20 protein-coding genes and 1 riboswitch are annotated in these 25,521 nt (G+C 68.7%); of the genes, 10 read left to right on the top strand and 10 right to left on the bottom strand.

Annotated features, from left to right (window positions below):
* The first annotated feature begins 2 nt into the window (after positions 1 to 2).
* Complete coding sequence (locus SKC42_RS04960) at positions 3 to 815, top strand: enoyl-CoA hydratase (protein WP_330963178.1); 813 nt, start codon at positions 3 to 5, stop codon at positions 813 to 815.
* Between the two features lie 85 nt (positions 816 to 900).
* Positions 901 to 2,238, top strand: a complete 1,338-nt coding sequence (locus tag SKC42_RS04965; protein ID WP_330963179.1) for an SDR family oxidoreductase — start codon at positions 901 to 903, stop codon at positions 2,236 to 2,238.
* 5 nt (positions 2,239 to 2,243) lie between these two features.
* On the opposite strand, the gene SKC42_RS04970 is transcribed toward SKC42_RS04965, so the two are convergent.
* Both SKC42_RS04970 and SKC42_RS04975 read right to left on the bottom strand, forming a co-directional pair.
* Complete coding sequence (locus tag SKC42_RS04970) at positions 2,244 to 2,966, bottom strand: CPBP family intramembrane glutamic endopeptidase (RefSeq protein ID WP_330963180.1); 723 nt, start codon at positions 2,964 to 2,966, stop codon at positions 2,244 to 2,246.
* On the bottom strand, positions 2,963 to 4,108 hold the full coding sequence (locus SKC42_RS04975; protein WP_330963181.1) for an NAD(P)H-binding protein: 1,146 nt from the start codon (positions 4,106 to 4,108) through the stop codon (positions 2,963 to 2,965). The genes SKC42_RS04970 and SKC42_RS04975 overlap by 4 nt, the downstream gene beginning before the upstream one ends.
* A gap of 189 nt (positions 4,109 to 4,297) precedes the next feature.
* Here SKC42_RS04975 and SKC42_RS04980 point away from each other — a divergent pair, with 189 nt between their 5' ends.
* Together SKC42_RS04980 and SKC42_RS04985 are read left to right on the top strand one after the other, a co-directional pair.
* A complete protein-coding gene (locus SKC42_RS04980) occupies positions 4,298 to 4,798 on the top strand; it encodes an isoprenylcysteine carboxyl methyltransferase family protein (RefSeq protein ID WP_330963283.1) in 501 nt (166 codons plus the stop codon).
* Positions 4,795 to 5,811 carry an NAD(P)/FAD-dependent oxidoreductase gene (locus SKC42_RS04985; RefSeq protein ID WP_330963182.1) on the top strand — a complete coding sequence of 339 codons (1,017 nt, stop codon included), beginning with the start codon at positions 4,795 to 4,797 and terminating at the stop codon, positions 5,809 to 5,811. The genes SKC42_RS04980 and SKC42_RS04985 overlap by 4 nt, the downstream gene beginning before the upstream one ends.
* A gap of 77 nt (positions 5,812 to 5,888) precedes the next feature.
* On the opposite strand, the gene SKC42_RS04990 is transcribed toward SKC42_RS04985, so the two are convergent.
* The 7 genes from SKC42_RS04990 to SKC42_RS05020 all read right to left on the bottom strand — a co-directional run bounded on the left by SKC42_RS04990 (position 5,889) and on the right by SKC42_RS05020 (position 14,525).
* Positions 5,889 to 6,692 (bottom strand): crotonase/enoyl-CoA hydratase family protein, encoded by an 804-nt coding sequence (locus tag SKC42_RS04990; RefSeq protein WP_330963183.1) that lies wholly within the window; start codon positions 6,690 to 6,692, stop codon positions 5,889 to 5,891.
* Positions 6,689 to 7,834, bottom strand: a complete 1,146-nt coding sequence (locus SKC42_RS04995) for a thiolase family protein (protein WP_330963184.1) — start codon at positions 7,832 to 7,834, stop codon at positions 6,689 to 6,691. The genes SKC42_RS04990 and SKC42_RS04995 overlap by 4 nt, the downstream gene beginning before the upstream one ends.
* Before the next feature lie 263 nt (positions 7,835 to 8,097).
* Positions 8,098 to 9,300, bottom strand: coding sequence for a cytochrome P450 (locus SKC42_RS05000; RefSeq protein ID WP_330963185.1), 1,203 nt, complete (start codon positions 9,298 to 9,300; stop codon positions 8,098 to 8,100).
* A gap of 47 nt (positions 9,301 to 9,347) precedes the next feature.
* Positions 9,348 to 10,976: a GMC family oxidoreductase gene (locus tag SKC42_RS05005; protein ID WP_330963186.1), complete on the bottom strand. Its 1,629-nt coding sequence runs from the start codon at positions 10,974 to 10,976 to the stop codon at positions 9,348 to 9,350.
* 206 nt (positions 10,977 to 11,182) lie between these two features.
* Positions 11,183 to 12,187, bottom strand: a complete 1,005-nt coding sequence (locus SKC42_RS05010) for an AraC family transcriptional regulator (RefSeq protein ID WP_330963187.1) — start codon at positions 12,185 to 12,187, stop codon at positions 11,183 to 11,185.
* Positions 12,188 to 12,191: 4 nt separating this feature from the next.
* A complete protein-coding gene (locus SKC42_RS05015) occupies positions 12,192 to 13,484 on the bottom strand; it encodes a haloalkane dehalogenase (RefSeq protein ID WP_330963188.1) in 1,293 nt (430 codons plus the stop codon).
* Positions 13,485 to 13,526: 42 nt separating this feature from the next.
* The gene (locus SKC42_RS05020; RefSeq protein WP_330963189.1) at positions 13,527 to 14,525 is read right to left on the bottom strand and encodes a GlxA family transcriptional regulator; all 999 of its coding nucleotides are present in this window, start codon (positions 14,523 to 14,525) and stop codon (positions 13,527 to 13,529) included.
* A gap of 162 nt (positions 14,526 to 14,687) precedes the next feature.
* On the opposite strand from SKC42_RS05020, the gene SKC42_RS05025 reads away from it, so the two are divergent.
* The 6 genes from SKC42_RS05025 (at position 14,688) to metE (ending at position 23,621) form a co-directional block, all read left to right on the top strand.
* Positions 14,688 to 15,737: an aldo/keto reductase gene (locus SKC42_RS05025; RefSeq protein WP_330963190.1), complete on the top strand. Its 1,050-nt coding sequence runs from the start codon at positions 14,688 to 14,690 to the stop codon at positions 15,735 to 15,737.
* Between the two features lie 136 nt (positions 15,738 to 15,873).
* Complete coding sequence (locus tag SKC42_RS05030; protein WP_442931992.1) at positions 15,874 to 17,163, top strand: TrpB-like pyridoxal phosphate-dependent enzyme; 1,290 nt, start codon at positions 15,874 to 15,876, stop codon at positions 17,161 to 17,163.
* A gap of 274 nt (positions 17,164 to 17,437) precedes the next feature.
* Positions 17,438 to 19,576, top strand: a complete 2,139-nt coding sequence (locus tag SKC42_RS05035) for a linalool dehydratase/isomerase domain-containing protein (protein ID WP_330963192.1) — start codon at positions 17,438 to 17,440, stop codon at positions 19,574 to 19,576.
* Between the two features lie 102 nt (positions 19,577 to 19,678).
* A complete protein-coding gene (locus SKC42_RS05040; protein WP_330963193.1) occupies positions 19,679 to 20,239 on the top strand; it encodes a TetR/AcrR family transcriptional regulator in 561 nt (186 codons plus the stop codon).
* A 30-nt stretch (positions 20,240 to 20,269) separates the two neighbouring features.
* Positions 20,270 to 20,914, top strand: a complete 645-nt coding sequence (locus SKC42_RS05045) for an SDR family oxidoreductase (RefSeq protein WP_330963194.1) — start codon at positions 20,270 to 20,272, stop codon at positions 20,912 to 20,914.
* Positions 20,915 to 20,971: 57 nt separating this feature from the next.
* Positions 20,972 to 21,194: riboswitch (cobalamin riboswitch) on the top strand.
* A 156-nt stretch (positions 21,195 to 21,350) separates the two neighbouring features.
* Positions 21,351 to 23,621, top strand: coding sequence for a 5-methyltetrahydropteroyltriglutamate--homocysteine S-methyltransferase (gene metE, locus SKC42_RS05050; protein ID WP_330963195.1), 2,271 nt, complete (start codon positions 21,351 to 21,353; stop codon positions 23,619 to 23,621).
* Positions 23,622 to 23,692: 71 nt separating this feature from the next.
* Here metE and SKC42_RS05055 read toward each other — a convergent pair whose 3' ends face one another.
* A complete protein-coding gene (locus SKC42_RS05055; protein WP_330963196.1) occupies positions 23,693 to 25,417 on the bottom strand; it encodes a DUF3556 domain-containing protein in 1,725 nt (574 codons plus the stop codon).
* Between the last annotated feature and the right edge of the window lie 104 nt (positions 25,418 to 25,521).

Below are 25,521 nucleotides of genomic sequence, written 5' to 3' on the forward strand. Positions count from 1 at the left end.
CCATGCCGGATTCTGGAATCGCCACGCTCGCGCCCGTTGCGGGCCTCGACGTCACGCTGACCGACGGCGTGCTGTCGGTGACCATCGACCGCCCGGACAGCCTGAACTCGCTGACGATTCCGGTGATCATCGGGCTCGCCGACGCGATGGAACGCGCCGCCACGGACCCCGGCGTCAGGGTGGTCCGCCTCGGCGGGGCCGGCCGCGGCTTCTGCTCCGGGGCGGGCATCAGCGCCGACGACATGTCCGCCGACGGGGGGATTCCGCCGGACGAGATCGTCCTCGAGATCAACCGGCTGATCCGCGCCATCGTCGCGCTGCCGCACCCCGTGGTGGCCGTCGTGCAGGGTCCGGCGGCCGGCGTGGGCGTGTCGCTCGCCCTGGCGTGTGACGTCGTGTTGGCCTCGGAGGCAGCGTTTTTCATGCTTGCCTTCACGAAGATCGGGCTGATGCCCGACGGCGGCGCGTCGGCGTTGGTCGCGGCCGCGGCCGGCCGGATCCGCGCGATGCGGATGGCGCTGCTCCCCGACCGACTGCCGGCCGCCGAGGCGCTGCAGTGGGGCCTGGTCACCGCCGTGTACCCCGCCGACGACTTCGAGACCGAGGTGGACAAGGTGGTCGGCAGGCTGCTGGCGGGCCCGGCGGTGGCGTTCGCCAAGACCAAACATTCGATCAACGCGGCCACGCTCACCGAGCTGGATCCGGCGCTACAACGCGAGTTCGAGGGCCAGACGCGGCTGCTGGTGTCGCATGATTTCAAGGAGGGCACCACCGCCTTCCAGGAACGCCGCGCGCCGAACTTCGCCGATCGCTGAGTTCCCGCGCTTGCCGGCGGCCGGAGGCGGTAATCCCTCCTTGGCGTCAGATCCCAACGACTGACCCGCGAGGAACGGAGAACCGATGGCTCAACAGGTGCGCTGCCTGGTAACCGGGGCGACCGGGTACATCGGCGGCCGGCTGGTACCGCGACTGCTGGACGAGGGCCATCAGGTTCGCGCGCTGGCCCGCACGCCGGACAAGCTGGCCGGCGTGCCCTGGCGAGACCGGGCGGAGGTCGCCCGCGGCGACCTGGGCGACGTCGACTCGCTGGTGGCGGCGTTCGACGGCGTCGACGTCGTGTACTACCTGGTTCACTCGATGGGCTCGGCGAAGGACTTCGCCGACGACGAGGCCCGTTCGGCTCGTAACGTCGTGACGGCCGCGCGGCGCGCGGGGGTACGCCGGATCGTGTACCTGAGCGGCCTGCACCCGGAGGATCGCAAGCTCTCCCCCCATCTCGAGTCGCGCGCGGCGGTGGGTGACGCGCTGATCGAGTCCGGCATCGAAGCGGTGGTCCTGCAGGCCGGCGTGGTCGTCGGCTCGGGCTCGGCGTCATTCGAGATGATCCGCCACCTGACCGACCGCCTGCCCGTGATGACCACGCCGAAGTGGGTGCACAACAAGATCCAGCCCATCGCGGTGCGCGACGTGCTGTACTACCTCGTCGCGGCGGCGACCGCGCCCGTGCCGTCCTCGCGGACGTGGGACATCGGCGGCCCCGACGTCCTCGAATACGGCGACATGATGCGGGTCTACGCCGAGGTGGCGGGGCTGGGCCGGCGCCACCTGATCGTGCTGCCGTTCCTCACGCCGACGATCGCCAGCCTCTGGATCGGTGCGGTCACCCCGATCCCGCCGGGGCTGGCTCGGCCGTTGATCGAGTCGCTGGAATGCGACGCGGTGATGCGCAACCACGACGTCGACAGCATCATCGAACCGCCGCCCGGCGGCCTGATCGCGTATCGCCGCGCCGTCGAGTTGGCGCTCGACCGGGCCAAGCGCGGGCTGCCCGACGCCACCTGGTCGTCGCTGCAGACCGAACCGGCCGAAGCGCTGCCCAGCGACCCCGACTGGGCCGGCGAAATCGTCTACACCGACGAGCGGAAGGCAACCATCTACGCCCCGCCCGAGGAAGTCTGGAAGGCCGCGGAGGCCGCCGTCAGGTGCCGGCCGGCCTTCCAGATCCAGGAACGCGCGGAGGGAACCCTGTTGCGGCTGCGCTCCACCCGGCGGGCGCCGGGACGGGAGTGGCTCGAGATCACCGTCGCTCCGCAGGACCGTCACGGCACCCGGTACACCCAACGCTCCGTTTTCCTGCCGAGCGGCGTGCCCGGGAGGGCGTATTGGTTCTTCGCGCGCCCGGCCCACGCCGCGGCGATGCGGGCGCTGGCCCGCGAGGTCGTCGGCCCGGGCAGGTAGCCGAGTCAGACCCCAAACATCGGGGGCAACACGAGGACCATGATCAGGCCCCACACCAGATGCGTCAGCATCGGGGCCAGCACACCCCCGGTCGCCCTGCGCTCGAATGCGCACACCGTCCCCAAAATGATCGCGGCGAAGCCCAGCATGGGGTTGCCGCTGGCGAGCGTCGCGCAGGCGTAGAGGACGGTCGAAATGACCGCGGGGTGATAGCGCCCCAGGGCGGTATAGAGCGCGCCGCGAAAGAACACTTCCTCGGCGACGCCGTTGACGAGGGTGATCACCACGATCACCGGGTACCACCCGTGGTGCGCGTAGAGCAGCACCCGGGTGATCAGCTCCGCGACCGGCTGGATCTCTTTGGCGACGAGGCCGCCGACGATGAAGACCCCGCCCAGCAGCAGGCCGATCGTCGTCCCCGTGATGACCGGTCGCTGGTTGCGGCCCCGCCAGCAGATGCCGCCCAGGTGCAGGGGGCCCGAGATGAAGCCGCCGGCGAACCACACCCCTGCCAGCGCCAGCGTCAACCAGTAGAAGCTCGACTCGCCCGGATGTACCCGCAGCGAACAGCCCAGCACCGCCGCGCCGACGATGAGGGTGATGACGACGATGACGCGTCGACGTCGCACCACGCCGGGCGGCTCGTTGTTCCGGGGGGCGACATTGGACGCCGCGCGCCGCAACTCGGCCAGGGCACTGCCGCGGACGGGTGCGGTGGATTCGCTCATGCCGGGTGCACCTTCGCGTTCAGGGCGAACAGGATGTCGAGGCCGGTCCGCAGCGCACCGGCGAGCGGGCCCGGGACGCTGTCGACCAGCCGCAGCGTCGGGCGCGCGATGGGTGGGGTGAAGGCGCGGGCCAGGCGCCGGATCCGCAGGGCGTCGCCGCCGGACCAGGCGGGATCGGTGTCGGCCAGGTGGTGTGGGTCGGCGAGCGCGTTGACCGGTCGCGGCCGGCGGTTCAAGCCATCCAGTGCGAGGGCGATCGCGTCCTCCACGCCAAGCAGCCCCCCGGGCGGATCAGGCACCTTGTCGCGCAGGCCGCTGACCGACGCCACCATCGGGTGGTCCAGCGACTCGACCAGGTCTGCGGCCAGGCCGGCGGGCACGGGCAGGACCACCTTCGTGACCAGCGAGGCCAGCCCGGTGTCGATCCGGCCGACCGGCACATCGGCGTGCCACCTGCCCGAGACCCGCGCGTAGGCCCTAAGCAGCTCACGGTAGGACGTCGTCGTCGGCCCGGCGATGTCGTAGGCGCCGGCGGGCACCTTGTCAGGGTCCGCGGCGGCGACGAGGTAGTGCAGGACGTCGCGGACCGAGATCGGGTCGAGCGGGTTGTCCATCCAGCTCGGCGTCGGGATCAGCGGGAACCGGTCGCCGACGTAGCGCATCATCTCGAACGACGTGGAGCCGGCGCCGATGATGACGGCCGCGCCCAACCACACCAGTTCCGGGCCGCCCTCGACCGTCAGCGCCGCGGCGACCTCGGCCCGGCTGCTCAGATGCTCCGACAGGGCCTCGCCGGCGGGCACGAAGCCGCCGAGGTAGACGACGCGCCGCACGCCGGCGCCGCGTGCAGCGAGCGCGACGTTGGTGGCGGCGGCCCGGTCGGCCTCGCGGAAGCCCGGCTGGCCGATCGCATGGACCAGGTAATACACGACGTCGATCGGCCCGCAAGCGGCGAAGGCGGCGCGTGTCGACGCCGCGTCGGACGCGTCGAGGGCGACCGGAATGACGTCGTCGTACCAGCCGAACCGCTTGAGGCGCTGCGGCTTTCGCGTCGCCGCGAACACCTGATGCCCGGCGGCAACTAGCTCGGTGACCAGCCGCGATCCCACGTAGCCGGTTGCGCCGGTAACAAGAACCCGCATACCCCGACCCTAGCGGCAGGACGCATTCTGTGACGGCCGGCACATGAACCGATCGGCTGCGGGCACCGTAGCGGGGCCCCGGGGAGACAACCGGGGACCTCGCCGACCGTGGGCGGCGCCCGATGACGTCTCGGGCTTTTGCTGCGGACTCCTACTGCCCGGCCGGTGAGCCTGGTGGACACTGTAGGCATGTACTACCTGCTGGTCCTTGCGGTCGCGCTCGAGCGGGTGGCGGAGCTGGTGGTGGCCAGGCGCAACGCCAAGTGGTCTTTCGCCCGCGGCGGCAGGGAGTTCGGTCAATCCCATTACCCAGTGATGGTCGTCCTGCACACCGCGCTGTTGCTGGGCTGCGTCATCGAGCCCTTGGCGCTGCATCGGCCGTTCATCCCGTGGCTGGGCTGGCCGATGCTGGCCATTGTGACGCTGAGTCAGGCGTTGCGCTGGTGGTGCATCACCACGCTGGGGCCTCGCTGGAACACCCGGGTGATCGTCGTCCCCGAGGCGCCGCTGGTGCAGGGCGGCCCCTACCGATGGATCCACCATCCGAACTACGTCGCGGTGGTGGCTGAGGGGTTCGCGCTGCCGCTGGTTCACACCGCATGGCTGACCGCGCTGATCTTCACGCTAGCGAACGCGATGCTGATGAGGGCGCGCATCAACGTGGAGAACTCGGCGCTGGGTTACGCATGACGGATTACGACGCCGATCTGTTGATTGCCGGCGGCGGCCCCGGCGGCCTCGCCGCGGCGTTGAACGCCCGCCGACACGGGCTTTCGGTGATCGTGGTCGAACCCCGGGAGGGGCCCATCGACAAGGCGTGCGGGGAGGGCCTGATGCCCGGCGGACTCGCCGAGTTGGCTTCGCTCGGCATCGACCCGGCCGGCATGACGCTGCGCGGCATCGCCTACGTCAGCGAAGAGCGCCGCGCCACGGCCCGGTTCCGCTCCGGACCGGGCCGTGGCGTGCGACGCACCACGCTGCACGCCGCTCTGGCCGCGCGCGCGAAAGAGCAAGACACCGAATGGATCCGGGATCGGGTTACCGCCGTGGCGCAGGACGCCCACGGGGTCACGGCGGCGGGCGTCCGCGCGAGATGGCTGGTGGCGGCGGACGGGCTGCACTCCCCGGTACGCCGGGCACTGGGCATCAAGGCCGCGGCCGGAAGGCCGCGCCGCCACGGCGTGCGGTGGCACTTTAAGGTCCCCGCGTGGTCGGAGTTCGTGGAGGTGCACTGGTCGAAGTGGGGCGAGGCGTACGTGACGCCCGTGGAGCCCGAGCTCGTGGGGGTGGCCATCCTGTGCGCCGGCCGGCCCGACCTCGCCTGGTTCCCCTGGCTGTCCCGGCACCTGCGGGGCGCCCCCCGCGGGCCGGCGCGCGGCTGCGGGCCCTTGCGTCAGGTCGTCTCGCGCCGCGTCGCGGGACGGGTGCTGCTGGTGGGCGACGCCGCGGGCTACGAGGACGCCCTCACCGGCGAGGGAATCAGCCTCGCCGTCAAGCAGGCCGCCGCAGCGGTCGACACCATCGTCAATGACGCACCGTCGTCGTATGAGGCTGCATGGCAACGGGTTACGCGCAGATACCGATTACTCACCCGGGGGCTGGTGCTGGCCAGCGCGGCGCCGCCGGCGCGGCGCGCGATCGTGCCCGCCGCCGCGGGGCTGCCGCCCGTGTTCAGGTGGGGCGTGAACACGCTGGCGCACTAGCCGACCTTCGCCGCGAGCAGACGCAAAAGCCCCCGACACGCCGAGGCGTGGGGGGCTTTTGCGTCTGCTCGCGCCCTTTAGCGGGCCTTCCAGACCGGCTCGCGTTTCTCCGCGAACGCCAGTGGCCCTTCCCTGGCGTCCTCGGACCTCATCAGGGTGCGCATCTCCTGCACGGTCCGCTCCCAGCCCGGTTCGTCCCCGCTGATGACACCGTCGTCGACGCCGTAGGCGATGCGCTTGCTGGCCTGCACCGACAACGGCGCGTTGACCGTCACCCGCGCGGCCAGCGCCAGGGCGGCATCGAGCGCGGAGCCGTCCTCGACCACCTGGTTGATCAGGCCCCACTTGAGCGCGTCCGGCGCGGTGAGCGGTTCACCGGTCATCACCAGTTCGAGCGCCACCTTGCGGGGCAGTTGATCGACGATCCGAAAGACGCCGCCCGCGGCCGCGATGAGCCCCCGCTTGACCTCCGGCAGCCCGAAGTTGGCGCTCGCCGCGGCGACCACCAGGTCGCTGGCCAGCGCGAGCTCGGTGCCGCCACCCAGCGCGGTGCCGTTGACCGCGGCGATGGTCGGCTTGTCGATGAAGTGGCGCACGTAGCCGGCGAAACCCCACTCGGCGTGATCGGGGTGGTAGATGTTCTCGCGGCGCGCGATGGCCTTGAGGTCGGCCCCCGCGCAGAACGACTTGTCGCCGGCGCCGGTGATCACCACGGCACGCACTTGCGCGTCGCGCTGGGCGTCGTCCAGCGCGTCCCCGACGCCGATGCTCACCGCCGCGTTGATCGCATTCCGGGCCTCAGGCCGGTTGATCGTGATGACCATGACGTTGCCGCGACGTTCGGCCAGCACGGCCGGCTGGCCGTTCCCGGCTTGCGTCACAGCAGCTCCACGATGGTGGCGTTGGCCTGCCCGCCGCCCTCGCACATGGTCTGCAGACCGTAACGAATTCCCTTGTCCCGCATGTGGTAGAGCAGCGTGGTCATCAACCGCGCGCCCGAACCACCGAGCGGGTGACCCAGCGCGATGGCGCCGCCGTTGGGGTTGAGCTTCTTCTCGTCTGCCCCGATGTCGTTCAGCCACGCCAACGGGACGGGCGCGAACGCCTCGTTGACCTCGTAGGCCCCGATGTCGCCGATCGAGAGGCCGGACTTCTTGAGCGCCTTCTGCGTCGCCGGGATGGGCGCCGTCAGCATGATGACCGGGTCGGCCCCGGCCAGTACCGCGGTGTGCACCCTGGCGATCGGCGTGAGGCCCAGTTCCTTGGCCTTTTCGGCCGACATGAACAGCAGTGCGGCCGAACCGTCGGTGATCTGCGAGGAGTTGCCCGCGTGGATCACCCCGCCCTCCTTGAACGCCGGCTTCAGCGACGCCATCTTCTCGATCGGGGTGCCGCGGCGGATGCCCTCGTCCTTGAGAACCACGTTCCCATCCTGATCCTTGATGCCGACGATCTGGTCGTCGAACGCACCGGAATCCTGTGCTGCGGCGGCCTTTTCGTGCGACCCCAGCGAGAACTCGTCGAGCGCGAGCCGGTCAAAGCCCCACTGCTCGGCGATCATTTCGGCACCGATTCCCTGATTCGGCGTGCGCTGGTAGCGGTCCTTGAAAGCCTGGGGGTACGGATTGCCGCCGTTGGCCAGCGAGGATCCCATCGGCGTCCGCGACATCGACTCCACACCGCCGGCGACGACGACGTCGTAGTGTCCGGCGACCACGCCGGCCGCGGCGAAGTGGATGGACTGCTGGCTGGAACCGCACTGGCGGTCGACAGTCACGCCGGGCACGGTTTCGGGCCAGCCGGCGGCCAGCAGCGAGGTGCGGCCGATGTCGAGGGCCTGCTCACCGGCCTGCATGACGCAGCCCCAGATGACGTCGTCAACGATTCCCGGGTCGATGCCGGCCTTGTCGACCAGCCCGTTGAGGACCTGCGCGGACAACTCGGCCGGGTGTACCCCGGACAGCCCGCCGTTGCGCTTGCCGAGCGGTGAGCGCACAGCCTCGACGATGACGGCTTCGGCCATGGTGTGTCTCCTTTGACAGTTAGGTCTTCAGACCTAAGTGAGCCTTCCGTCGATTGTCAACCAAGGGGTTGGGAGGTTAGTGGGCGGGGTGGCCCGCGCGCACATCGGCCCCGCGGTATCGCGCGGTATCGCGCGGCGAGCAGACGCAAAAGTCGGCGACACGCCAAGGATGCGGGGCCTTTTGCGTCTGCTCGCCGAACGACTTCCTAGCCGGGGTCGCGAACGCTCGTCGGGCGAGACACGCCGCCATCAGACCTCGCCCGTCACGAGTCCGCCCGCACGAGCAGGCGTGCGGGGCTGCGGCCCAGGATGCGGCGCCAGGCAATGTCGGCAGGATCTTCGGCCAGCCGCAGCGGGGGCTGTGCCTCCAGGACGGCTCGCATGCACTCCTCCACAGCGACCTTCGCCAACGAGGTACCGAGGCAATAGTGCGCCCCCGCTCCGAAATTCATCAGCCGCGGCGTCCCAGGCCGGGTGAAACGCTCAGGATCGAATACGTCCGGCGACGGCCACGCCGACGCGTCCCGGCATGCCGAGGCGATACACAGCAGAACCATGGACCCGGCCGGGATGATCTTGTCGTGCAGCTCGATTGGCGCGATGGCGGTGCGCGGAATCAGCGGGATGCTGGGCTCGAACCGCATGGTCTCGGCGGCCGCGCTCGCAAGCGCCGCGTCGTCGCGGGCCGCGGCGGCAAGGCGATCACGGTGTCGCAGGGTCACCAGCAGGCTGCACGGAATCTGGCTACCCATGGTGTCGTGGCCGGCCACAAGGAGATTCGCGATCATCGACACCGTCTCGTCGTGGGTGAGCCGCTCGCCCTCGGCCTCTGCGGCAAGCAGGCCGGTGATGAGATCCGATCCGGGATCCTCGATCCGACGTTGCACGAGGTCGTCCACGTAGCTTTGCAACTCGGTGATCGCGCGCGTGGCATCCGCTACCTGCTCGGGTGTCATCACGTAGAAGACGGGACTCAAGGCGTCGGCCCACTGGGTGAAGGCCTCGACATCGCTGTCCGGGACTCCGAGAAGACCGCAAATCAGCCTGGTGGCCAGCGCCGCCGAGGATGCCACCAGGTCTCCCCCGTCCCGCCCGGCTGACGCGACGGCGGCGGCGGCCATGTTCGCCGCCGCCGGCCTGAGCTGGGCGACGGAGCGTGGCGTGAAAGCGCGAGACACCAGCGAACGAATCCGGCGGTGATAGTCACCCTCGGTCGTGAACATCAGCCGGCCATACCAGTCGCGCAACGGGCCTTTGCAGATACCCATGATGTCGAACAGGGCCAGCCCTACGCCATTCAGCCGCTCGTCGCGGGCGAGTGCCTCCACGTCACACTGACGCAACACTACAGTGGCGCCGGTGACCTCGTCGGTGGCCAGCGGGCCGAGTCGCGCCGCCTCGGCGAGGACCGTGTGCATCTGGGTGGTGAAGCTGCCGGTCAGGTCGACCAGCGGTTGGGTTGGCATGTCTCACTTCCTTCGACGCGGGCTCGGTGCCGACGTGCGGTCGGCTCTCACAGAGCATGGTGGTGCCGCAGGATCTGACCGGCGCGTTCGCCGATGACGACGCAGGGCGCCATGGTGTTTCCCGTGGTGACCCGCGGCATGATGGAGCCGTCGGCGATCCGCAAGCCCTGCAATCCATAGACTTTCAGCGATCCGTCGACCACCGACATGCTGTCGCAACCCATCTTCGCCGTGCAGGTCTGGTGGTGGTAGGTGGTTACCTCGTTGCGGATGAAGCGCACCAATTCGGCATTGTCGAGTTTGCCGGGCATGACTTCTCGCTTGGTGAACGGGCGGAGAGCGGAAGAATTTCCGATCTCACGGCACAGTTCGATGCACGCGATAGCCGCCTTGAGGTCCTCGGGACGAGACATCAAGCCGGCGTGAATCTTCACCGGGTCGGACGGGCCGGGCCCCGTCAGGCAGATGTGTCCACGGCTCTTCGGCCGTACCACCGCGCCGTACATGGCCCAGCCCACCTCGGGGACGCCGTACTTGACGGCGTTCTCCGCACTCGAGAACGGAAACTCCAGCTGGTAGGCCTGCAGATCGGGCGAGTCCAGCCGCGAATCGCTCTTGGCAAAAAAGGTCACTTCGCCGCCGCTATTACGCCAGGGCAGCGGCTCCTGGTATTCCCAGACGCAGGAGAAACCGGGGTGGTCCTGCAGATTGCGGCCCACGCCGGGCAGGTGCTGGACCACGCGAATCCCGTGTGACTGCAGGTGCGATTGATCGCCCACGCCCGATTGCATGAGCACCTTCGGCGTGTGAATGGCACCGAGGGACAACACGACCTCCGAGCCGGCGCCGACCCGGTGCAACCTGCCGTCACGCACGAATTCCACGCCGGTGGCCCGCGCCGCGTCGAAGGTCACGCGGGTCACCAGCGCGCCCGTCAGCACCGTCACATTGGGGCGATCCATGACAGGGAACAGGTAAGAACGAAACACGGATTCGCGGTAGCCGTCACGGATGCGCAGATCGACCATCGAGCCGCCCCCCGCGCTCTCCATCAGCCTGCCGTTCTGGCTGGGGAAGGCCGGAATGCCGACCGAACAACCCGCTTCCAGGCCGGCGCGCGCGATCGGGCTCGGCTCGGCGGCCGGCTCGACGTAGACCGGCCCGCCGATGCCGCGGTGCTCGGGATCGGGATCGCCGTGCCAGTCCTCGATCGCGCGGTAGATGGCGAGGACCGAATCGTAGCTCCAGCGCGGGTCGTTGGCCTCCGAGGCGAAGTAGTCCCAGTCGGTCTTGTGCCCGCGTGCCCACACCATGACGTTGATGCTCGAGCCACCGCCGAGCACCTTCCCCATCGCGTACGGGATGGCCCGCCCGTTGAGATGACAGCTGGGCTCGGCGGTGAAGTTCCAGTCGCGCTCGCTGCCCAGGTTCGCGATCCACATTCCCGGTTCGGTGATCTCGGGCCCTTCGTCCGGGCCGCCGGCTTCGAGCACCAGGACACTGACATTGGGGTTTTCGGCGAGGCGACGGGCCACCACAGAGCCGCTCGAGCCCGACCCGCACACGATGAAGTCGTATTGCGGCTTCAATTCCGAGCCGAGCCATCGCTGGTTGCGGCGGACGCGATCCGCGAATTCCGCCGCTGGAAGACCGTTTTGGGTAAAAGGAATTGTCATGTGGGCTCTCGTTTCAGATGACGGGTCGGTGCGCTCGGCGACGTGGACGGGACTCCCGGCTCATTGCTCGGGGGAGTCAGATGTTTTGTCTCCGTGCATACTTCCTGGCTACCCGCGCGTCATGCGTACGGCGACGTGTGGCTACCTCGGCCGCGTTTTGCGGCTATCGATCCGCGTTGACCGGACAACGACCGCAGCGGCCGCGTTCAGTCGCCGGCCGCGCGCAGGGTCTGCAGTGGTGTCTCCCCGTACACAACCTTGTAGGCGGCAGCGAACCGCCCCAGGTGCCCGAACCCCCACCGGTGCGCGACGGCGGCGACCCCGGTGTGGGAGGGATCGGCGGCGCGCAGATCGGCGCGCGCGCGACGGAGCCTGACCTGGCGAAGATACGCCATGGGCGACATGCCGACGTGTCGGTGAAAGCCCTCTTGCAGGGCGCGAACGCTGACGTGACACTCCAGCGCGAGCCTGGAAGTCGTCAGCGCCGATTGTGGCTTGCTCTCGATGATGTCCATCGCCGCACGAACGGCGGCGGGCCGGACGGGTCGCGACGACGCGGCGAGGCCGTCGCGGTCGGGATGTCCGGCGACCAGCAGCAGGCCGTAAACCACGCTCTCCACCAGCGGGTCCAGAACTGCCGGATGCTGCAGTGGGCTGTCGGGACGCGCGAATTCGCGGTTGAGCCAACGCACCTGACTCACCCAGCTTTGGGCGGCATGGTCGGACAGCGGCAGGGTCGCGGCGAACGCGACGGACGACTCCGACGACCGGCCCAGCAGGGTGGTGAGCGCCGTATCGACGACGAGCTGGTCGATCTTGATCCCCAGATGGCGGCTCCCACCGGGCCAGCGAGTGACGCTCATCTCCGCCTCCGGCCGGTATACCGTCGCGAGCGCGGGAGTCGACAGCAGATGCCGGCCGAGATACCGCGACTCGAGCCGACCGTCGAGCGTCAGGTGGATGTAGTAGCTGTCGCGATCCCCGGCGAAGCTGAGCGACACGTCGGTGTCGTAGGTCAGGTCGGCCAGTGTGATGGGACCGGCGCGCGTCAGGTGTTGGCTGAAGCCGAAACCGCCGGATCCGTCCAGCAACTCGAGCCGGTGCGGATGAAACGCACTTTCGCAGAGGTGGATCGCGTGATCGGGTGATCGCGTGCGAAACCAGTTGGGCGGCTCGCAACCCGATTCCATTTCGCCGCCGGGGCCGGCCATCAGATCATCGATTCCGTTCGGAGGTTGCCGGGCAGTCGAACCGCGGCACCGATGACGCGAGCTCACGCAGCCATGCCGCCAACCCTGCCCCGACGGCATGCGGGTCGTCAAGCGGTGTCCAGTGCAGGCCCTGCACGGGCGCCACCGTCAAGTCGGGCAATGCGCCGATGAATTCCCGGCGGCGCCCGCCGACCTTGTCGATCCCGCCGGGCATCCCGGCCAGGTGCAGTTTGGGGATCGGCGTGGCGCCCAGCCACGCCGCCTGCGCCTGGAGGACGCCGCGTATCTCCGTGTCGTCGTCCCCGAAGGGGACCGACCGAGGCCAATCCAGTGTCGGGCGGCGGTCCTCGCCGGGATTCGCGTAAGGCCGCACGATCTCGGCCCACTCCTGCGGCGCCAGCATTCGCAGCATGTTGGCACGCGAGAAGTTCACAAAGAAGTTGTTCTCGAGGACATCGTCGCCGCCTTCCGCGGTGCGCACATGCCTGAACCCGTCGCGCACCATCGCGGGCCAGTCCGTCCATTCGAATGGCGGCAGCAGAGCCTCACCGAACGCCAGCCCGGACACCCGGTCCTCATGCCGCATCGCCCAGTCGAAGGCCAGGTTGGCGCCCCAGTCATGGCCGACCAAGACGATGTCGTCCCCGAGTTCCAGCTGGTCCAGGAGCTCGCCGAGGTAATGGGCGTGGGTGTCGAAGCTGTACGTACCCGCGCCGGCGGCAGGGAGTTTGCCGGAGTCGCCGGCGCCGATGAGGTCCACGGCGATGGCGCGCCGGTGGTCGGCGACGTAGGGAATCACGTTGTGCCACAGAAACGACGACATCACGTCGCCGTGGATGAACACGACCGCCGCACCCTTTCCCTCCTCGACGTACGCCATCGTGTGGCCGTTCACCGTCGCTCGCTTCTTCACGCATTCCGAACTCGGGGCGATCGGCGGTCCCTGCGGCAGAGCGGGCCGCAGCAGAATGTTCTGCGACAACGCGCCGAGCGGCGTCAAGGCGGCCCCGCCGATATTGATCTGGTCAAAGTAGTCGTACCAGCCGGACGCCGCAATACCCGTCTCGATCAGCCGTCGCGTGCCGGGGTCAGGCGCACGATAAACGCTGAAGAAGTCGTAGGGTGCGCGGCGGTCGGTATCCGGATCGTTCGCGCCGAAGCCCAGGACTTCCACGCCTCGAGACCGGAGATCCCCGATCGCGTCGGCGATCCGGTTGACGAACGACTCACGCTCCGCCGCAGGCAGGTCCGTCCACGCCGGGCGGTATCGGTACAACTCGACGAAGATCTGCTGCACAACAGTACCTTTCGCTATTTCTCAGGGTCCGTTCCTACGGGGCTAGACGGGCGCACCGGCAAATCGTTGGCGGTACTCACCCGGCGTCGTACCCAGACGGTCACGGAACAGCCGGTAAAGCGTCCTCGCCGAGCCCAATCCGCATTCGGACGCGATGCGCTCGGGCGCCAAATCGGTGCGCTCCAGCAGGCGGCGGGCGTGTTCGACCCGCATCCGCTCGACGAACTCGCCCGGGGCCAAGCCCACGTCGGCCTGGAACACCCGCGTCAGGTGGCGCGGCGTCACGGCCACGCGGCGCGCGAGGGCGGGAACGGTCAGGTCGTCGGCAAGGTGCGAACCGATCCACCGCCGCAATTCAGCGATATCCGGCCTCGACCCCGACGGCACGGATAGCGCCGCGCTGAATTGACTTTGCCCACCCGGCCTTTGCACGTACATCACCATCAGCTGCGCGACTTTGAGCGCGATGTCCTCCCCGTGGTCGTTGCCGACCAGCGCCAGCGCCAGGTCCATTGACGCGGTGATCCCGGCGCTGGTCCATATCCGTCCGGACCGGACGAAGATGGGATCCGCATCGACCTCGACCAGCGGATATTCCGCCGCCAGCTGAGCGGCTGTCCCCCAGTGCGTGGTCGCGCGGTGACCATCGAGGAGCCCCGCCGCCGCGACGATGTTGCTGCCCGCGCAAACGGCGGCGATGCGAGCCGCAGCGGTGCCGTGGTGGCGCAGCCAGTTCACCACCTGCGGATCGACGATCGCGACGGGACCGCGCGTCGGACTCATGTCGACCCGGCCGGTCACCACGAGGGTGTCGGGCGGCCGGTCCAGCTCGCCGAAAGCCTGGTCAACGGCCAGCCGCAACCCTGAGAAGGTGCGGACCGGCTCACGGCGGCTCGCAATCACCCGCACCTCGTAGTTCGGCGCGCCGTCCGGCAGCGCGAGGTTGGCCATCGCGAAGACCTCGGCGGGGCCGGCCACGTCCACCGCGTCGACGCCGGGAAAGACGGTGACGGCGACCAGATGGGTGGTTGTTGCGGTCATGAACCCAGCATGATGACCGAACGCATGGTCCGCAATGACGAACAACTGCCAAAAACAGACATCGCCCGTTGTCGCGCCGTCGATTGCGAAGTGGAGATCTCTCCGGTAACTTCCCAAGCAGCTTATCGGAGAGCTCTCCGCTAACCCCGCAAAGGAGCGACCGTGGAATACCTCAAGCTCGGAACGACAGGACTCGACGTGTCGCCCATCGCGATCGGGGCGATGACGTATGGCGACCCCAAACGCGGCCATCCCGTGTGGTCGCTTCCCGAAGACGCGGCGCGACCCCTGATCAGGCACGCGATCGAAGCCGGCATCAACTTCTTCGACACCGCGAATATGTACTCGCAGGGCAGCAGCGAGGAAATCCTGGGACGGGCGCTGCGCGACTACGCCGATCGCGACGAGGTCGTCATCGCGACCAAGCTGCGGCATCCGATGCGGACCGGACCCAACGGGAAGGGCCTGAGCCGCAAGGCGATCATGACGGAGATCGACCACTCGCTGCGCAGGCTGGGCACCGATTACATCGATCTCTACCAGATCCACCGCAACGATCACGCCACCCCGCTGGAGGAGACGCTCGAGGCGCTGCACGATCTGGTGAAGGCCGGAAAGGTCCGTTATCTCGGGGCTTCGTCGATGCCGGCCTGGGAGTTTTCCAAAGCCCTGCACCTGCAGCGCGCCAACAACTGGTCGAGATTCGTCTCGATGCAGGATCATTACAACCTGCTGGCCAGGGAGGAAGAGCGCGAGATGATTCCGCTCTGCCTCGACGAGGGCGTGGGAACGGTCGTCTGGAGCCCGCTGGCGCGCGGGCGACTGGCGCGGTCCTGGGGCGACGCCAAAGCCACCGCACGGTCGTCCCAGGACGGGTTCGCGGACATGCTCTATGCGATGGTCGGTGGTGACTCCGACAAGGCCATCGTCGACGCGGTGGGCGCAGTCGCCCAGGGGCACGGCGTCAGCCGGGCGCAGGTCGCGTTGGCGTGGCTCCGCGCCAAACCCGTAGTGACAGCGCCCATTGTCGGTGCGAGCAGTGTTGCCCAGATCGACGACGCGATAGCCTCCCTCGAGGTGGACCTCACCGAAGCGGACATGCGGATGCTCGAGGCGCCGTACACCCCGCGCTACGACTTCCAGGGCATCTCGGACGATGCGCAGCTGCGTAAAATATCCGAACGCATCCCGCAATTGACCGCCGCGGGGTAGCGCCGCGGTGCGCGGGGCGGACATCGCTTCGCGCGTGAACGTTTTGCGACCGGATGACGTGTCCCATCGAGCGAAGGGCACTTGTGCCCTGTTGCGTACCAGGGTTCCGGCCGAAGGGAACATCTCATTGCGGTACTTGCTCAGGACCGAGGACATCCCGACCGCTTGGTTCAACGTCGCGTCCGATCTTCCTGCGCCGCTGCCGCCGCCGAGACACCCGGTGCTCGACCGGGCAGTCGAGGGCGAGGAGCTTCGGACGATCTTTCCCGCCGCCTTGATCGAGCAGGAGATGTCCGCGGAACCCTGGATCGACGTGCCCGGCGCGGTCCTCGACGTGCTGAGGCGCTGGCGTCCAACGCCGTTGGTGCGTGCCACCCGGCTCGAACGAGCGCTGGACAGCCCGGCCCGGATCTATTTCAAGGAAGAGTCGGTGTCACCGGCCGGCTCACACAAGGCCAACACGGCGGTCGCCCAGGCGTACTACAACAAAGCCGAGGGCATTCGCCGCCTCACCACGGAAACCGGTGCGGGGCAATGGGGCAGCGCACTGTCGATGGCGTGTCAGATGTTCGAGCTGGATTGCCGCGTCTTCATGGTGGCCGCTTCGCACCGGCAGAAGCCCTACCGTCGCGTCCTGATGGAGACGTGGGGCGCCGAGGTGATCGCGAGCCCGTCCACGACCACCGACGCGGGGAGGTCGGTGCGGCAACAGCATCCCGACAGTCCGGGTTCGCTCGGGATCGCGATCAGTGAAGCCGTCGAACAAGCGCTTGGCTGTGTGGACACCCACTACGCCCTCGGTTCGGTGCTCAACCACGTCCTGCTTCACCAGACCGTGATCGGCCTCGAGGCCAAGGATCAACTGCGCCTCGCGGGCGAGGGCAGTCCCGATGTCATCATCGGCTCGTGCGGCGGCGGTTCGAACTTCGCCGGACTGGCGCTACCGTTTCTCCAATCACGCGCCGGCGACGGGCCCCGGCCCCGCTTGATCGCGGTCGAACCGCGATCGTGCCCGTCGTTGACGGAAGGCCTGCTGCGGTACGAATCCGGCGACGCCGCCGGGCTCACACCGCGGATGCTGATGTACTCGATCGGGCGCGAGTTCGTTCCGCCGCCCGCGCATGCCGGCGGCCTGCGCTACCACGGCGCCGCGCCTATCGTGTCGAACCTGCTGCAACACCAGTGGATGGAGGCCGTCGCGTACCCGCAACGGTCCGTGCTGGAAGCCGCGGTGCGGTTCGCCCGGACCGAGGGCATGGTCCCGGCCCCGGAAACCGCGCATGCCATCCGGGCTGTGATCGAGGCGGCGCTTGCCGCGCGGAGTGCGCAGCAGGAGACCGTCATCCTGTTCAACTACTCGGGCCATGGCCTACTCGACCTGGCCGCGTATGAAGATTTCTTTCACGACCGCCTGCCGGATGAGTGAAATGTCTGCGCCGGCAACGGTGTCATGAATTGACAATCATTGGTCGTAGCGGTCCGGCTTCGAGGCGTGGAAGCCTGGAACCGTGCGACGAAATCGGCTCCGGTGCTTTGTTGCGTGGTGTTGAGCGGACTGGTCCTGTTCGGACCCCGCGGGGTGGGGCTGTACCGGGCCTTGCGACCGCGACGGCCGACGGCACCGCCCCGTAGTCGAGTCGCTCCCGAGCCGCGCACGTCCCGTCATCTCCTCATCGCCAGAGCATCAGGGGGATCATCGAGTGACTCCAGCGGACGTCATCGAACGGCGGCGGCTGTCGATCTTCTGGTTGGCGCGGAGCGCGGTGACGCTGGTCGTGTTCTGGTCGGCGGCGACCGTACTGCCCAGGGCGCTCTGCCTTAGCGGGCCGTGGCGCGCGTTCGGGACGGGGCTCGTGGTCCCGGGAGCCGGCCTGCTCTACGCCATCCCGGCGATGCACCACGACATGAGCGTCTCGATGATCGTCGGCCACGCGGCGCTGATCGTCACCGAGTTCGCAACCGCCGCCTGGATCTTGCGCACCCACGGTTGGCCCATCGCCGTCTTGGCGGTGGTCCTGACGGGCGTTGTGATCGCCGGCTGCTTCCGAACGCCCTACGCGATCGTGGTTTTCGGCCACATCGTCGCCTTCCTCGGCGTGCTGGTCGCCTGCGGATGGGCCATCGGCCTGCGCCTGATCGCACGGGCCGACAGCGTGACGCCGGTGGCGGTCGTCGTCGGTGCGGCGGCAGCCGGGGCAGCCCTCACCGCCGCGCACAGACAACACCCGGGACCCATGGCGTGGACGCCCTGGGCGGCGCTGGGAACCGCGTTGGCCGTCATGGCGGCCCTGACGGCGCGTTCCGCGTTCGCCCGCCGGTCGTCCCGGCGGCTCGCCCGGGAGCGCGTGGCCCACCTCGACCGGCGTCGCGCGGAAACGTCCGGTACCCGAACCGGTGTCGCCGCGCTCGATCCGTCCTCGGCGGCCGCGCAGGTCACCGAGGCGACCATCGACGAGTTGCGACTGCTCCGCTACCTGGTTGGCGTCGCCACCCAACCCGCAGACCGCTGGGAGCACTTCGACGACGAAGCCTCGGGCCCGCTGCAGCAGTACCGCTACCAGGTGAACGCGCTGGGGTGGGCCCTGGCCGCCTTCAACTACTCGCACACGCCGTCCTACACCGGTGTCTTGACCGCCGCGCAGGTCGCGCTCGTCGATCGCCTCCAGCGCAAGGCGGTGTGGGGCTACTGGTATTGGCAGAATCTGCTCGGCAACTGGGACTTTCGCCGACGCCGCGCCGACCCCATCGACGTGCCGCAAAACATCATGTTCACCGGGTATCTCAACCTGCAGCTCGCGATGTTCCGGCAGGCCACCGGCGACCCGCGGTTCGACCGGCCGGGGGCGTTGACCTTCGATTGGTCACCGCGGCAGAAGTTCACTTACGACCACCAGCGGATCAATGCCATCGCCATCCGCAACTTCGGCCAAGACCTCTGTCTGTGGCCGTGTGAACCCATTCTCAGCCCGGGCCGAAGAAGGGGCTACGTCTTCCCGTATTGCAACGCCGTCACCACCGCAGGCATCGCGATCATGGACACCGTCAACGGTTCCCGCAGCGCGCAAGCCATCGCGCGAGACGTCGCCCGGACACTCCAGCGGGAATTCACCTGGGCCGCCAACGACCTGGCGGCCTTCATCGTGTCCGGCCTCGGCCTGTCGGTGCGCCGGGTGATGTCGGGCACCGGTTCCACCGCCGGCGTCGCCGCATTCATCGCGCCGCTCTGCCCCGACCTGGGCTGGCGAGCGTGGGAGATCCTGAAGCGGGAGTGGCTCGAGACGGGCGGGTTCAGGCAGCCCGATTCCGCCGGAAGAGAGATGCCCGACTGGTCGACCGGTGCTCGGACGAACGCCGAGACATTGGCCGCAGCAATGCATTTGGCACGCGTTGTCGGCGACCGGCACTGGCACCGCGAGTTGTGGAGCGCGGCCACCGAGCAGCTGCACTTCACCACGGATCGCGAAGGGATCGGGCGCTTCGCCGCGGCATCCGTACACGCCAACGGCATGCTCGGCCTAGGGGCGATGGGCCGCGGGTTCGGCGACATGCTGACCAGACGCCGGCCATCCACGTGGCAGCAGGGTCCTCGGCTGATCGAGGCCCCGCACCCGGAGGTGCTTGTCGCGAAGGCGGTCTCGGATGGCTCCGGTTTGGACCTCGTGCTGTATCCGGGGGGCACCGATCGGCGGGTCGGACTTCGCCTCGACCGGTTGCAACCGGGTCGGCGCTACGTGGCCCACGGCGCCACGGAGCCCGTGCTGACCGCCGGCGCGTCCGGACTCGGACAGCTGACGGTGGATCTCAGGGGACGGACGAGCGTGGAAGTCCGCCCGGCCTGACCGGATCGGCCGTTGCGCGTCGCGTGCTCTTACCGGAGACAATCTCCACTTATCCTCGATACAGCAGCGGGGCGAGTTCCGCCGGCAAAGGAGGTGTGGTCCGTGACAGGCAACGGCGTCACCCGGATTCGCGCGGACGCGCTACGCAATCGGGAGCACATCATCGACGTGGCGCGCGACGCGTTCGCGGAGTCGGGGACCACTTCCCTCAACGAGATCGCCAAGCGCGCCGGTGTGGGCGCCGGGACGCTGTACCGCCACTTCCCCACCCGCGAAGCCCTCATCCTCGCGGTATACCGCCACGAAGTCCAGCGACTGGTGAGCGCGGTGCCACGGCTGCTGCGCACCCACCCGCCCCTGGAGGCGTTGCGCCTGTGGTTCCTCAAGCTGGCCGACTACGTTCGCGTCAAGCACGGCCTGGGCGACGCGCTGCACAGCGCGTCGCTGCAGGACGCGATCAACGAGACGTACGCCCCCGTCGTCGCCGCGGTCGGTCAGCTGGTCGAGGCCTGCGCCGAGGAGGGATCGCTGCGATCCGATCTCGATCCCGCCGACGTCCTACTGCTGATGAGTTTCCTGTGGCGGGCCGCCGAGGGGGCGGAGGGCAAGCGGCAGGCCAAACGGATCATGGAACTCGCGATCGAGGGACTGCGAAGCGACTAGCCCAATTTCGGGTGGGTACCGTCGGTTGGCATGGCACGCATCGCCGTCATCGGCGGCCACGGCAAGGTCGCGCTGCAGCTATCCCGCATCCTGGCCGCACGCGGTGACGAGGTCAGTTCCGTCTTCCGCAATCCCGAGCACTCCCACGACGTCGCGGGCACCGGCGCGCACCCGGTGGTCGCCGACATCGAGCGGCTCGACACCGACGAGCTGGTGCGGCTGGTGGCCGGCCACGACGCGGTGGTGTTCTCCGCCGGGGCAGGCGGCGGCGACCCGGCGCGGACCTACGCCGTCGACCGCGACGCCGCCATCCGGGTGATCGACTCCGCGGGGCGGGCGGGCGTGCGGCGATTCGTGATGGTGTCGTACTTCGGCGCTGGGCCCGGGCACGATGTGCCCCGGGACAACTCGTTCTTCGCCTATGCGGAGGCCAAGGCGGCGGCGGACGCCCACCTGCGCGCCAGCGGCCTGGACTGGACCGTCCTGGGACCCGGTCGGCTCACCCTGGACCCGCCGACCGGCCGCATCGAGCTGGGTGAGGGGACGGGCGCGGTGTCGCGCGCGGATGTCGCGTCCGTGGTGGCCGCCGCGCTGGCCGACGACTCGACGATCGGCCGGACCGTCGACTTCAACAACGGCGACATCCCCATCGCCGCCGCGCTGGGCGCGGGGTAGGCTCCGCTACGCAGCCGGTCTGCCGTCGCCGCGTCACGCGGCGCCGGCATCGAACGAGGTTAGTAACGCCTCGTGAGAGGGAACCCGGTGGAAGTCCGGGACTGTCCCGCAGCGGTGAGCAGGAACGACCGCCGTCAACAGCACTGGTCTCACGGCAACGGAGACTGGGAAGCGACGGCCACTAGGAATTCTGCCCGGCCCCTCAGCGGCCCTTTCGGGCCGCATCGTCGGCCGGGCGGAGCACCAACCCGGTGCGCGCCTGCGAGTCCGAAGACCTGCCGGCTGTGCCGGGCGCGCCGCGTCCGGCGGCTCATCGCCCCGTGGAATGGGCGTCAGGCTGTGCGCGTTGCGCGGGCGGGCGAAAAGTGCGCCGCGCAACGCGGATTGGCTGCGCGTCCGCCGGCGGTGACCACCCGTCGATCGATAGGACGAGATCGTGACCTCACAACCTTTCACCGCCACCGTTACCGGTTCCCCGCGCATCGGCCCCAACCGCGAACTCAAGCGCGCCACCGAGGCCTACTGGGCCGGCCGCACCAGCCGTTCGGAGCTGGAGTCCGTCGCCGCGACGCTGCGCCGCGACATGTGGTCCGGCCTGGCCTCGGCCGGATTGGATTCAGTGCCGGTGAACACCTTTTCCTACTACGACCAGATGCTCGACACGGCCGTCATGCTGGGCGCCCTGCCGTCGCGCGCGAGCCAGATTCCCGATGAGCTGGGCCGCTACTTCGCCCTCGCGCGCGGTAACGCGGACATCGCGCCGCTGGAGATGACGAAGTGGTTCGACACCAACTACCACTACCTGGTGCCCGAGATCGAACCCGCCACCACGTTCGCGCTCCACCCCGGCAAAGTGCTCGCCGAACTGAAAGAGGCGCTCGGGCAAGGAATCCCGGCGCGTCCCGTCGTCGTCGGGCCGATCACGTTCCTGCTGCTGAGCAAGGCCGTCAACGGCGCCGGCACGCCGATCACGCGGCTCGAGGAACTCGTGGGTGTCTACTCCGAGCTGTTGTCCCTACTGGCCGATAACGGCGCGCAGTGGGTGCAGCTCGACGAACCCGCGCTGGTGACCGACATCTCCCCCGACGCCCCCGCGCTGGCCGAGGCCGTCTACGGCCAGCTCGGTGCCGTGGCCCACCGGCCTGCCATCTACGTTGCCACCTATTTCGGCGACCCGGGCGCCGCGCTGGCCGGGCTGGCCCGCACGCCCGTCGAGGCGATCGGCGTCGACCTGGTTTACGGCGCCGACACCGTGGTGGCCGGAGTGCCCGAGCTGGCGGGCAAGACGCTGGTGGCCGGCGTGGTGGACGGGCGCAACGTCTGGCGCACCGACCTGGAGTCGGCGCTGGCCCGGCTGGCCGTCCTGCGGGGATCGGCCGCGGCGGTGGCCGTTTCGACGTCATGCTCGACGCTGCACGTGCCCTACTCACTGAAATCCGAGACCGCGATGGACGACAGCCTGCGCAGCTGGCTGGCCTTCGGCGAGGAGAAGGTCGCCGAGGTGGTGACGCTGGCGCGCGCGCTGCGCGACGGGCGCGACGCGGTCGCCGACGAGATCGCGGCATCCGATGCGGCCGTGGTCTCCCGCCGCAACGATCCGCGCCTGCACAACGAGGACGTCCGGGCGCGCATCGCCTCGATCGTCGCGTCGGGTGTGCACCGCGGGGAGGCGGCCAAGCGCCGAGCGAGTCAGGACGCGCGGCTGCACCTGCCACCCCTACCGACCACGACGATCGGCTCATACCCGCAAACCTCCGCGATCCGCAAGGCGCGCGCGGCCTTTCGGGCCGGCGAGATCGACGAGGCCGAGTACGTCCGCCGGATGCGGCAGGAGATCGCGGACGTCGTCAGGCTGCAGGAGGAACTCGGGCTCGACGTGCTGGTGCACGGCGAGCCCGAGCGCAACGACATGGTGCAGTATTTCGCCGAGCAGTTAGAGGGTTTCTTCGCCACCCAGAACGGCTGGGTGCAGTCGTACGGCAGCCGGTGCGTCCGTCCGCCGATCCTGTACGGGGACGTGTCACGGCCCCATCCGATGACCGTGGACTGGATCTCGTATGCCCAGTCGCTGACCGACAAGCCGGTCAAGGGCATGCTGACCGGACCCGTCACGATTCTGGCGTGGTCGTTCGTCCGCGACGACCAGCCGCTGGCGGACACCGCCGACCAGGTGGCGCTGGCGATCCGTGACGAGACCGTGGACCTGCAGACCGCGGGGATCGCGGTCATCCAGGTCGACGAGCCGGCGCTACGCGAGCTGTTGCCGCTGCGGCGGGCCCAACAGGACGAATACTTACGTTGGGCGGTAGGCGCTTTCCGGTTGGCCACGTCGGGCGTCGACGATTCCACCCAGATCCACACCCACCTGTGCTACTCGGAGTTCGGCGAGGTGATCGGCGCCATCGCCGACCTGGACGCCGACGTGACATCGCTCGAGGCGGCGCGCTCACACATGGAGGTGCTCGGCGACCTCAACTCGGTCGGCTTCTCCAACAGTGTCGGCCCCGGCGTCTACGACATCCACTCGCCGCGGGTGCCCAGCACCGGCGAGATGGCCGAGTCGCTGCGCGCTGCGCTCAAAGCCGTTCCGGCGCAACGGCTGTGGGTGAACCCGGACTGCGGGCTAAAGACCCGCTCGTTCGACGAGGTGACCGCGTCGCTGCGGAACATGGTCGCGGCGGCGCGGGAGGTCCGGTCGGGCGCCTGAAGCGTCGGCGAGCAGACGCAAAAGTCGGCGACACGCCGAGCGCGAGGGGGACTTTGCGTCTGCTCGCCGGGTCAGCCCGACACCACCTCGACGGGGACGTCGTCCGCCCAGGGTTGCCGGGTCACCATGTCGGCGACGCGGACGAACCCGCGCTCGAACTCCCCCGTCGCCGCATCCACCAGGCGATAGGCCTGCCTCTGCTGGTGGATGGGCTGCGCGTCGAGCAAAACCACCCGCACCTCGCCCGGCTCGAAATGACAGCGCTGCTGTAGAGCGGCGATCAGTTGCTCGTTGTGCATGTGACCGTCGCCGAAGTTCCATCCGACCGCGGTGCTGCAGATCCGTTCGCCGTCGGTGATGACGTAATCGTCCTCGTTCTGTCCCGCCATGGCGCGGTGCGCCAGCGTAAACAGCGCCCGGCCGTGGGTGTTGAAGCCGCGGAACGCGTATCCCATGTAGATCGGGATCTGCGCCGCCTCGGGGCTCCCGTAGAACCGCTCCAGCTGGGCCTGCGGCATGCTGGCGATCGCGACGATGCCCCGCGAGATCTTCTCGTTCGCCGATCCTTTGATGCACCACAGCGTGGTGTCCCAGTTGCCCGCGTAATAGCGCATGCCCGGCAGGAACGAAATCTTGCGCGGGAACATGTTGCCCAGCACCACGATCCCCGCGACGACGACGAACAGGGCCGCGACCCACACCGGGTGCCTCAGGTCGGCCAGCCCCAGGCGGGCGTGCGCGACGAACAACGACAGCACCCCGAAGATCATGAAAACGTTCCATTCCAGCGGCACCCCCATCGGGATCGACAGCAGGATGCCGAGGTGGAAGCACACCATCACGACGGCGGCGACGGTGATGGGCCAGCCGCTGTGACAGAAGAACAGCGGCAACGGCACGAACATCTCGATGGCCGTGCTGAGATGCGCCAGCCAGCGCGACAGCCGCCCGGGGCGCAGGTCGTCCGGGAACTTCTCGAAGAAGCGCCGTTTCAGCCACCGGGGCCGCATCAAGGGGTTGTTGGACATCATCGTGGAGATCACGAACGGGAAATGCTTGTTGAGCTTCGACGTCGCCGCGCCCATCCAGATGATCAGGAACACCACCTTGGACCCGACGATCATGTCGACGCCGCCGAAGAGGAAGGTGACCGCCATGGTGGCGTACACCTCGCCGCGGGCGGCCAGGAAGATCACCTTGTCGCGCAACCCGAGCACGCCGAGCGTCAGCAGGATCAGGACGATCTTCCACGACGGCAACAGCCCCACCGTGGTGCCGAGTTCGGGCACCGGGCCGGTGCCGTCGGCGAACAGCGCGCTCAGCAAGAGCAGCAGGAGGAGCCCGTACAGCGCGACGTCGACGGGCTTGCGCTTGGTTCCCCTCGTCCACGGGACGCGGTCGGGCCACGGTGGCAACCGGATGGTGCCGAACCGCATCCAGTAGAGGATCGAGCCCATCGGCGGGAAATACCGGTTGTTCAGGGGCCCGAAGCCGCAGCCCAGGCCGATCACCTCGAACAGCATCGTGTACAGGACGACCTTCTCGAACACGATCGGCTCGGACCACCACGACGCCACGTGGGTGATTCCGCCGAGCCCTTCGGTGGCCGACGCGAACAGCCAGCCGCCGAGGATGTAGAGGAGGATTTTTACGACGTAGAAGAGGTGCAGGGCGACGGGCGTGCCGAACCCGACCTCGGCCCAGTGTTTCGCCATCGGACGGATCTTCTCGCTGCGGGTGCCCTTGTTCCATTCGTCCATGTCGAGCTGCGGCAGGTCGGGCTTCAGGAATCCCATGTTCTGAAGACTAGAACCTGTTCTAGCCGCGCGCGATCACGTTCGGGCAAAGTTTCCTTTGCCCGCGGGTTCTTGGCCGGTTGCCGTCTGACGAAGGCGCGCCC

Origin of the sequence: Mycobacterium sp. 050134 (assembly GCF_036409085.1) — a bacterium.
Lineage (GTDB): Bacteria > Actinomycetota > Actinomycetes > Mycobacteriales > Mycobacteriaceae > Mycobacterium.

Coding starts and splice junctions, on each gene's coding strand:
- SKC42_RS04960 (WP_330963178.1), top strand. CDS start 3: ATGCCGGATTCTGGAATCGCCACGCTCGCGCCCGTTGCGGGCCTCGAC.
- SKC42_RS04980 (WP_330963283.1), top strand. CDS start 4,298: ATGTACTACCTGCTGGTCCTTGCGGTCGCGCTCGAGCGGGTGGCGGAG.
- SKC42_RS05010 (WP_330963187.1), bottom strand. CDS start 12,187: ATGGCCGGCCCCGGCGGCGAAATGGAATCGGGTTGCGAGCCGCCCAAC.
- SKC42_RS05000 (WP_330963185.1), bottom strand. CDS start 9,300: ATGCCAACCCAACCGCTGGTCGACCTGACCGGCAGCTTCACCACCCAG.
- SKC42_RS04985 (WP_330963182.1), top strand. CDS start 4,795: ATGACGGATTACGACGCCGATCTGTTGATTGCCGGCGGCGGCCCCGGC.
- SKC42_RS05055 (WP_330963196.1), bottom strand. CDS start 25,417: ATGGGATTCCTGAAGCCCGACCTGCCGCAGCTCGACATGGACGAATGG.
- SKC42_RS04975 (WP_330963181.1), bottom strand. CDS start 4,108: ATGCGGGTTCTTGTTACCGGCGCAACCGGCTACGTGGGATCGCGGCTG.
- SKC42_RS05045 (WP_330963194.1), top strand. CDS start 20,270: ATGGCACGCATCGCCGTCATCGGCGGCCACGGCAAGGTCGCGCTGCAG.
- SKC42_RS05020 (WP_330963189.1), bottom strand. CDS start 14,525: ATGACCGCAACAACCACCCATCTGGTCGCCGTCACCGTCTTTCCCGGC.
- SKC42_RS04970 (WP_330963180.1), bottom strand. CDS start 2,966: ATGAGCGAATCCACCGCACCCGTCCGCGGCAGTGCCCTGGCCGAGTTG.
- SKC42_RS04965 (WP_330963179.1), top strand. CDS start 901: ATGGCTCAACAGGTGCGCTGCCTGGTAACCGGGGCGACCGGGTACATC.
- SKC42_RS05005 (WP_330963186.1), bottom strand. CDS start 10,976: ATGACAATTCCTTTTACCCAAAACGGTCTTCCAGCGGCGGAATTCGCG.
- SKC42_RS04995 (WP_330963184.1), bottom strand. CDS start 7,834: ATGGCCGAAGCCGTCATCGTCGAGGCTGTGCGCTCACCGCTCGGCAAG.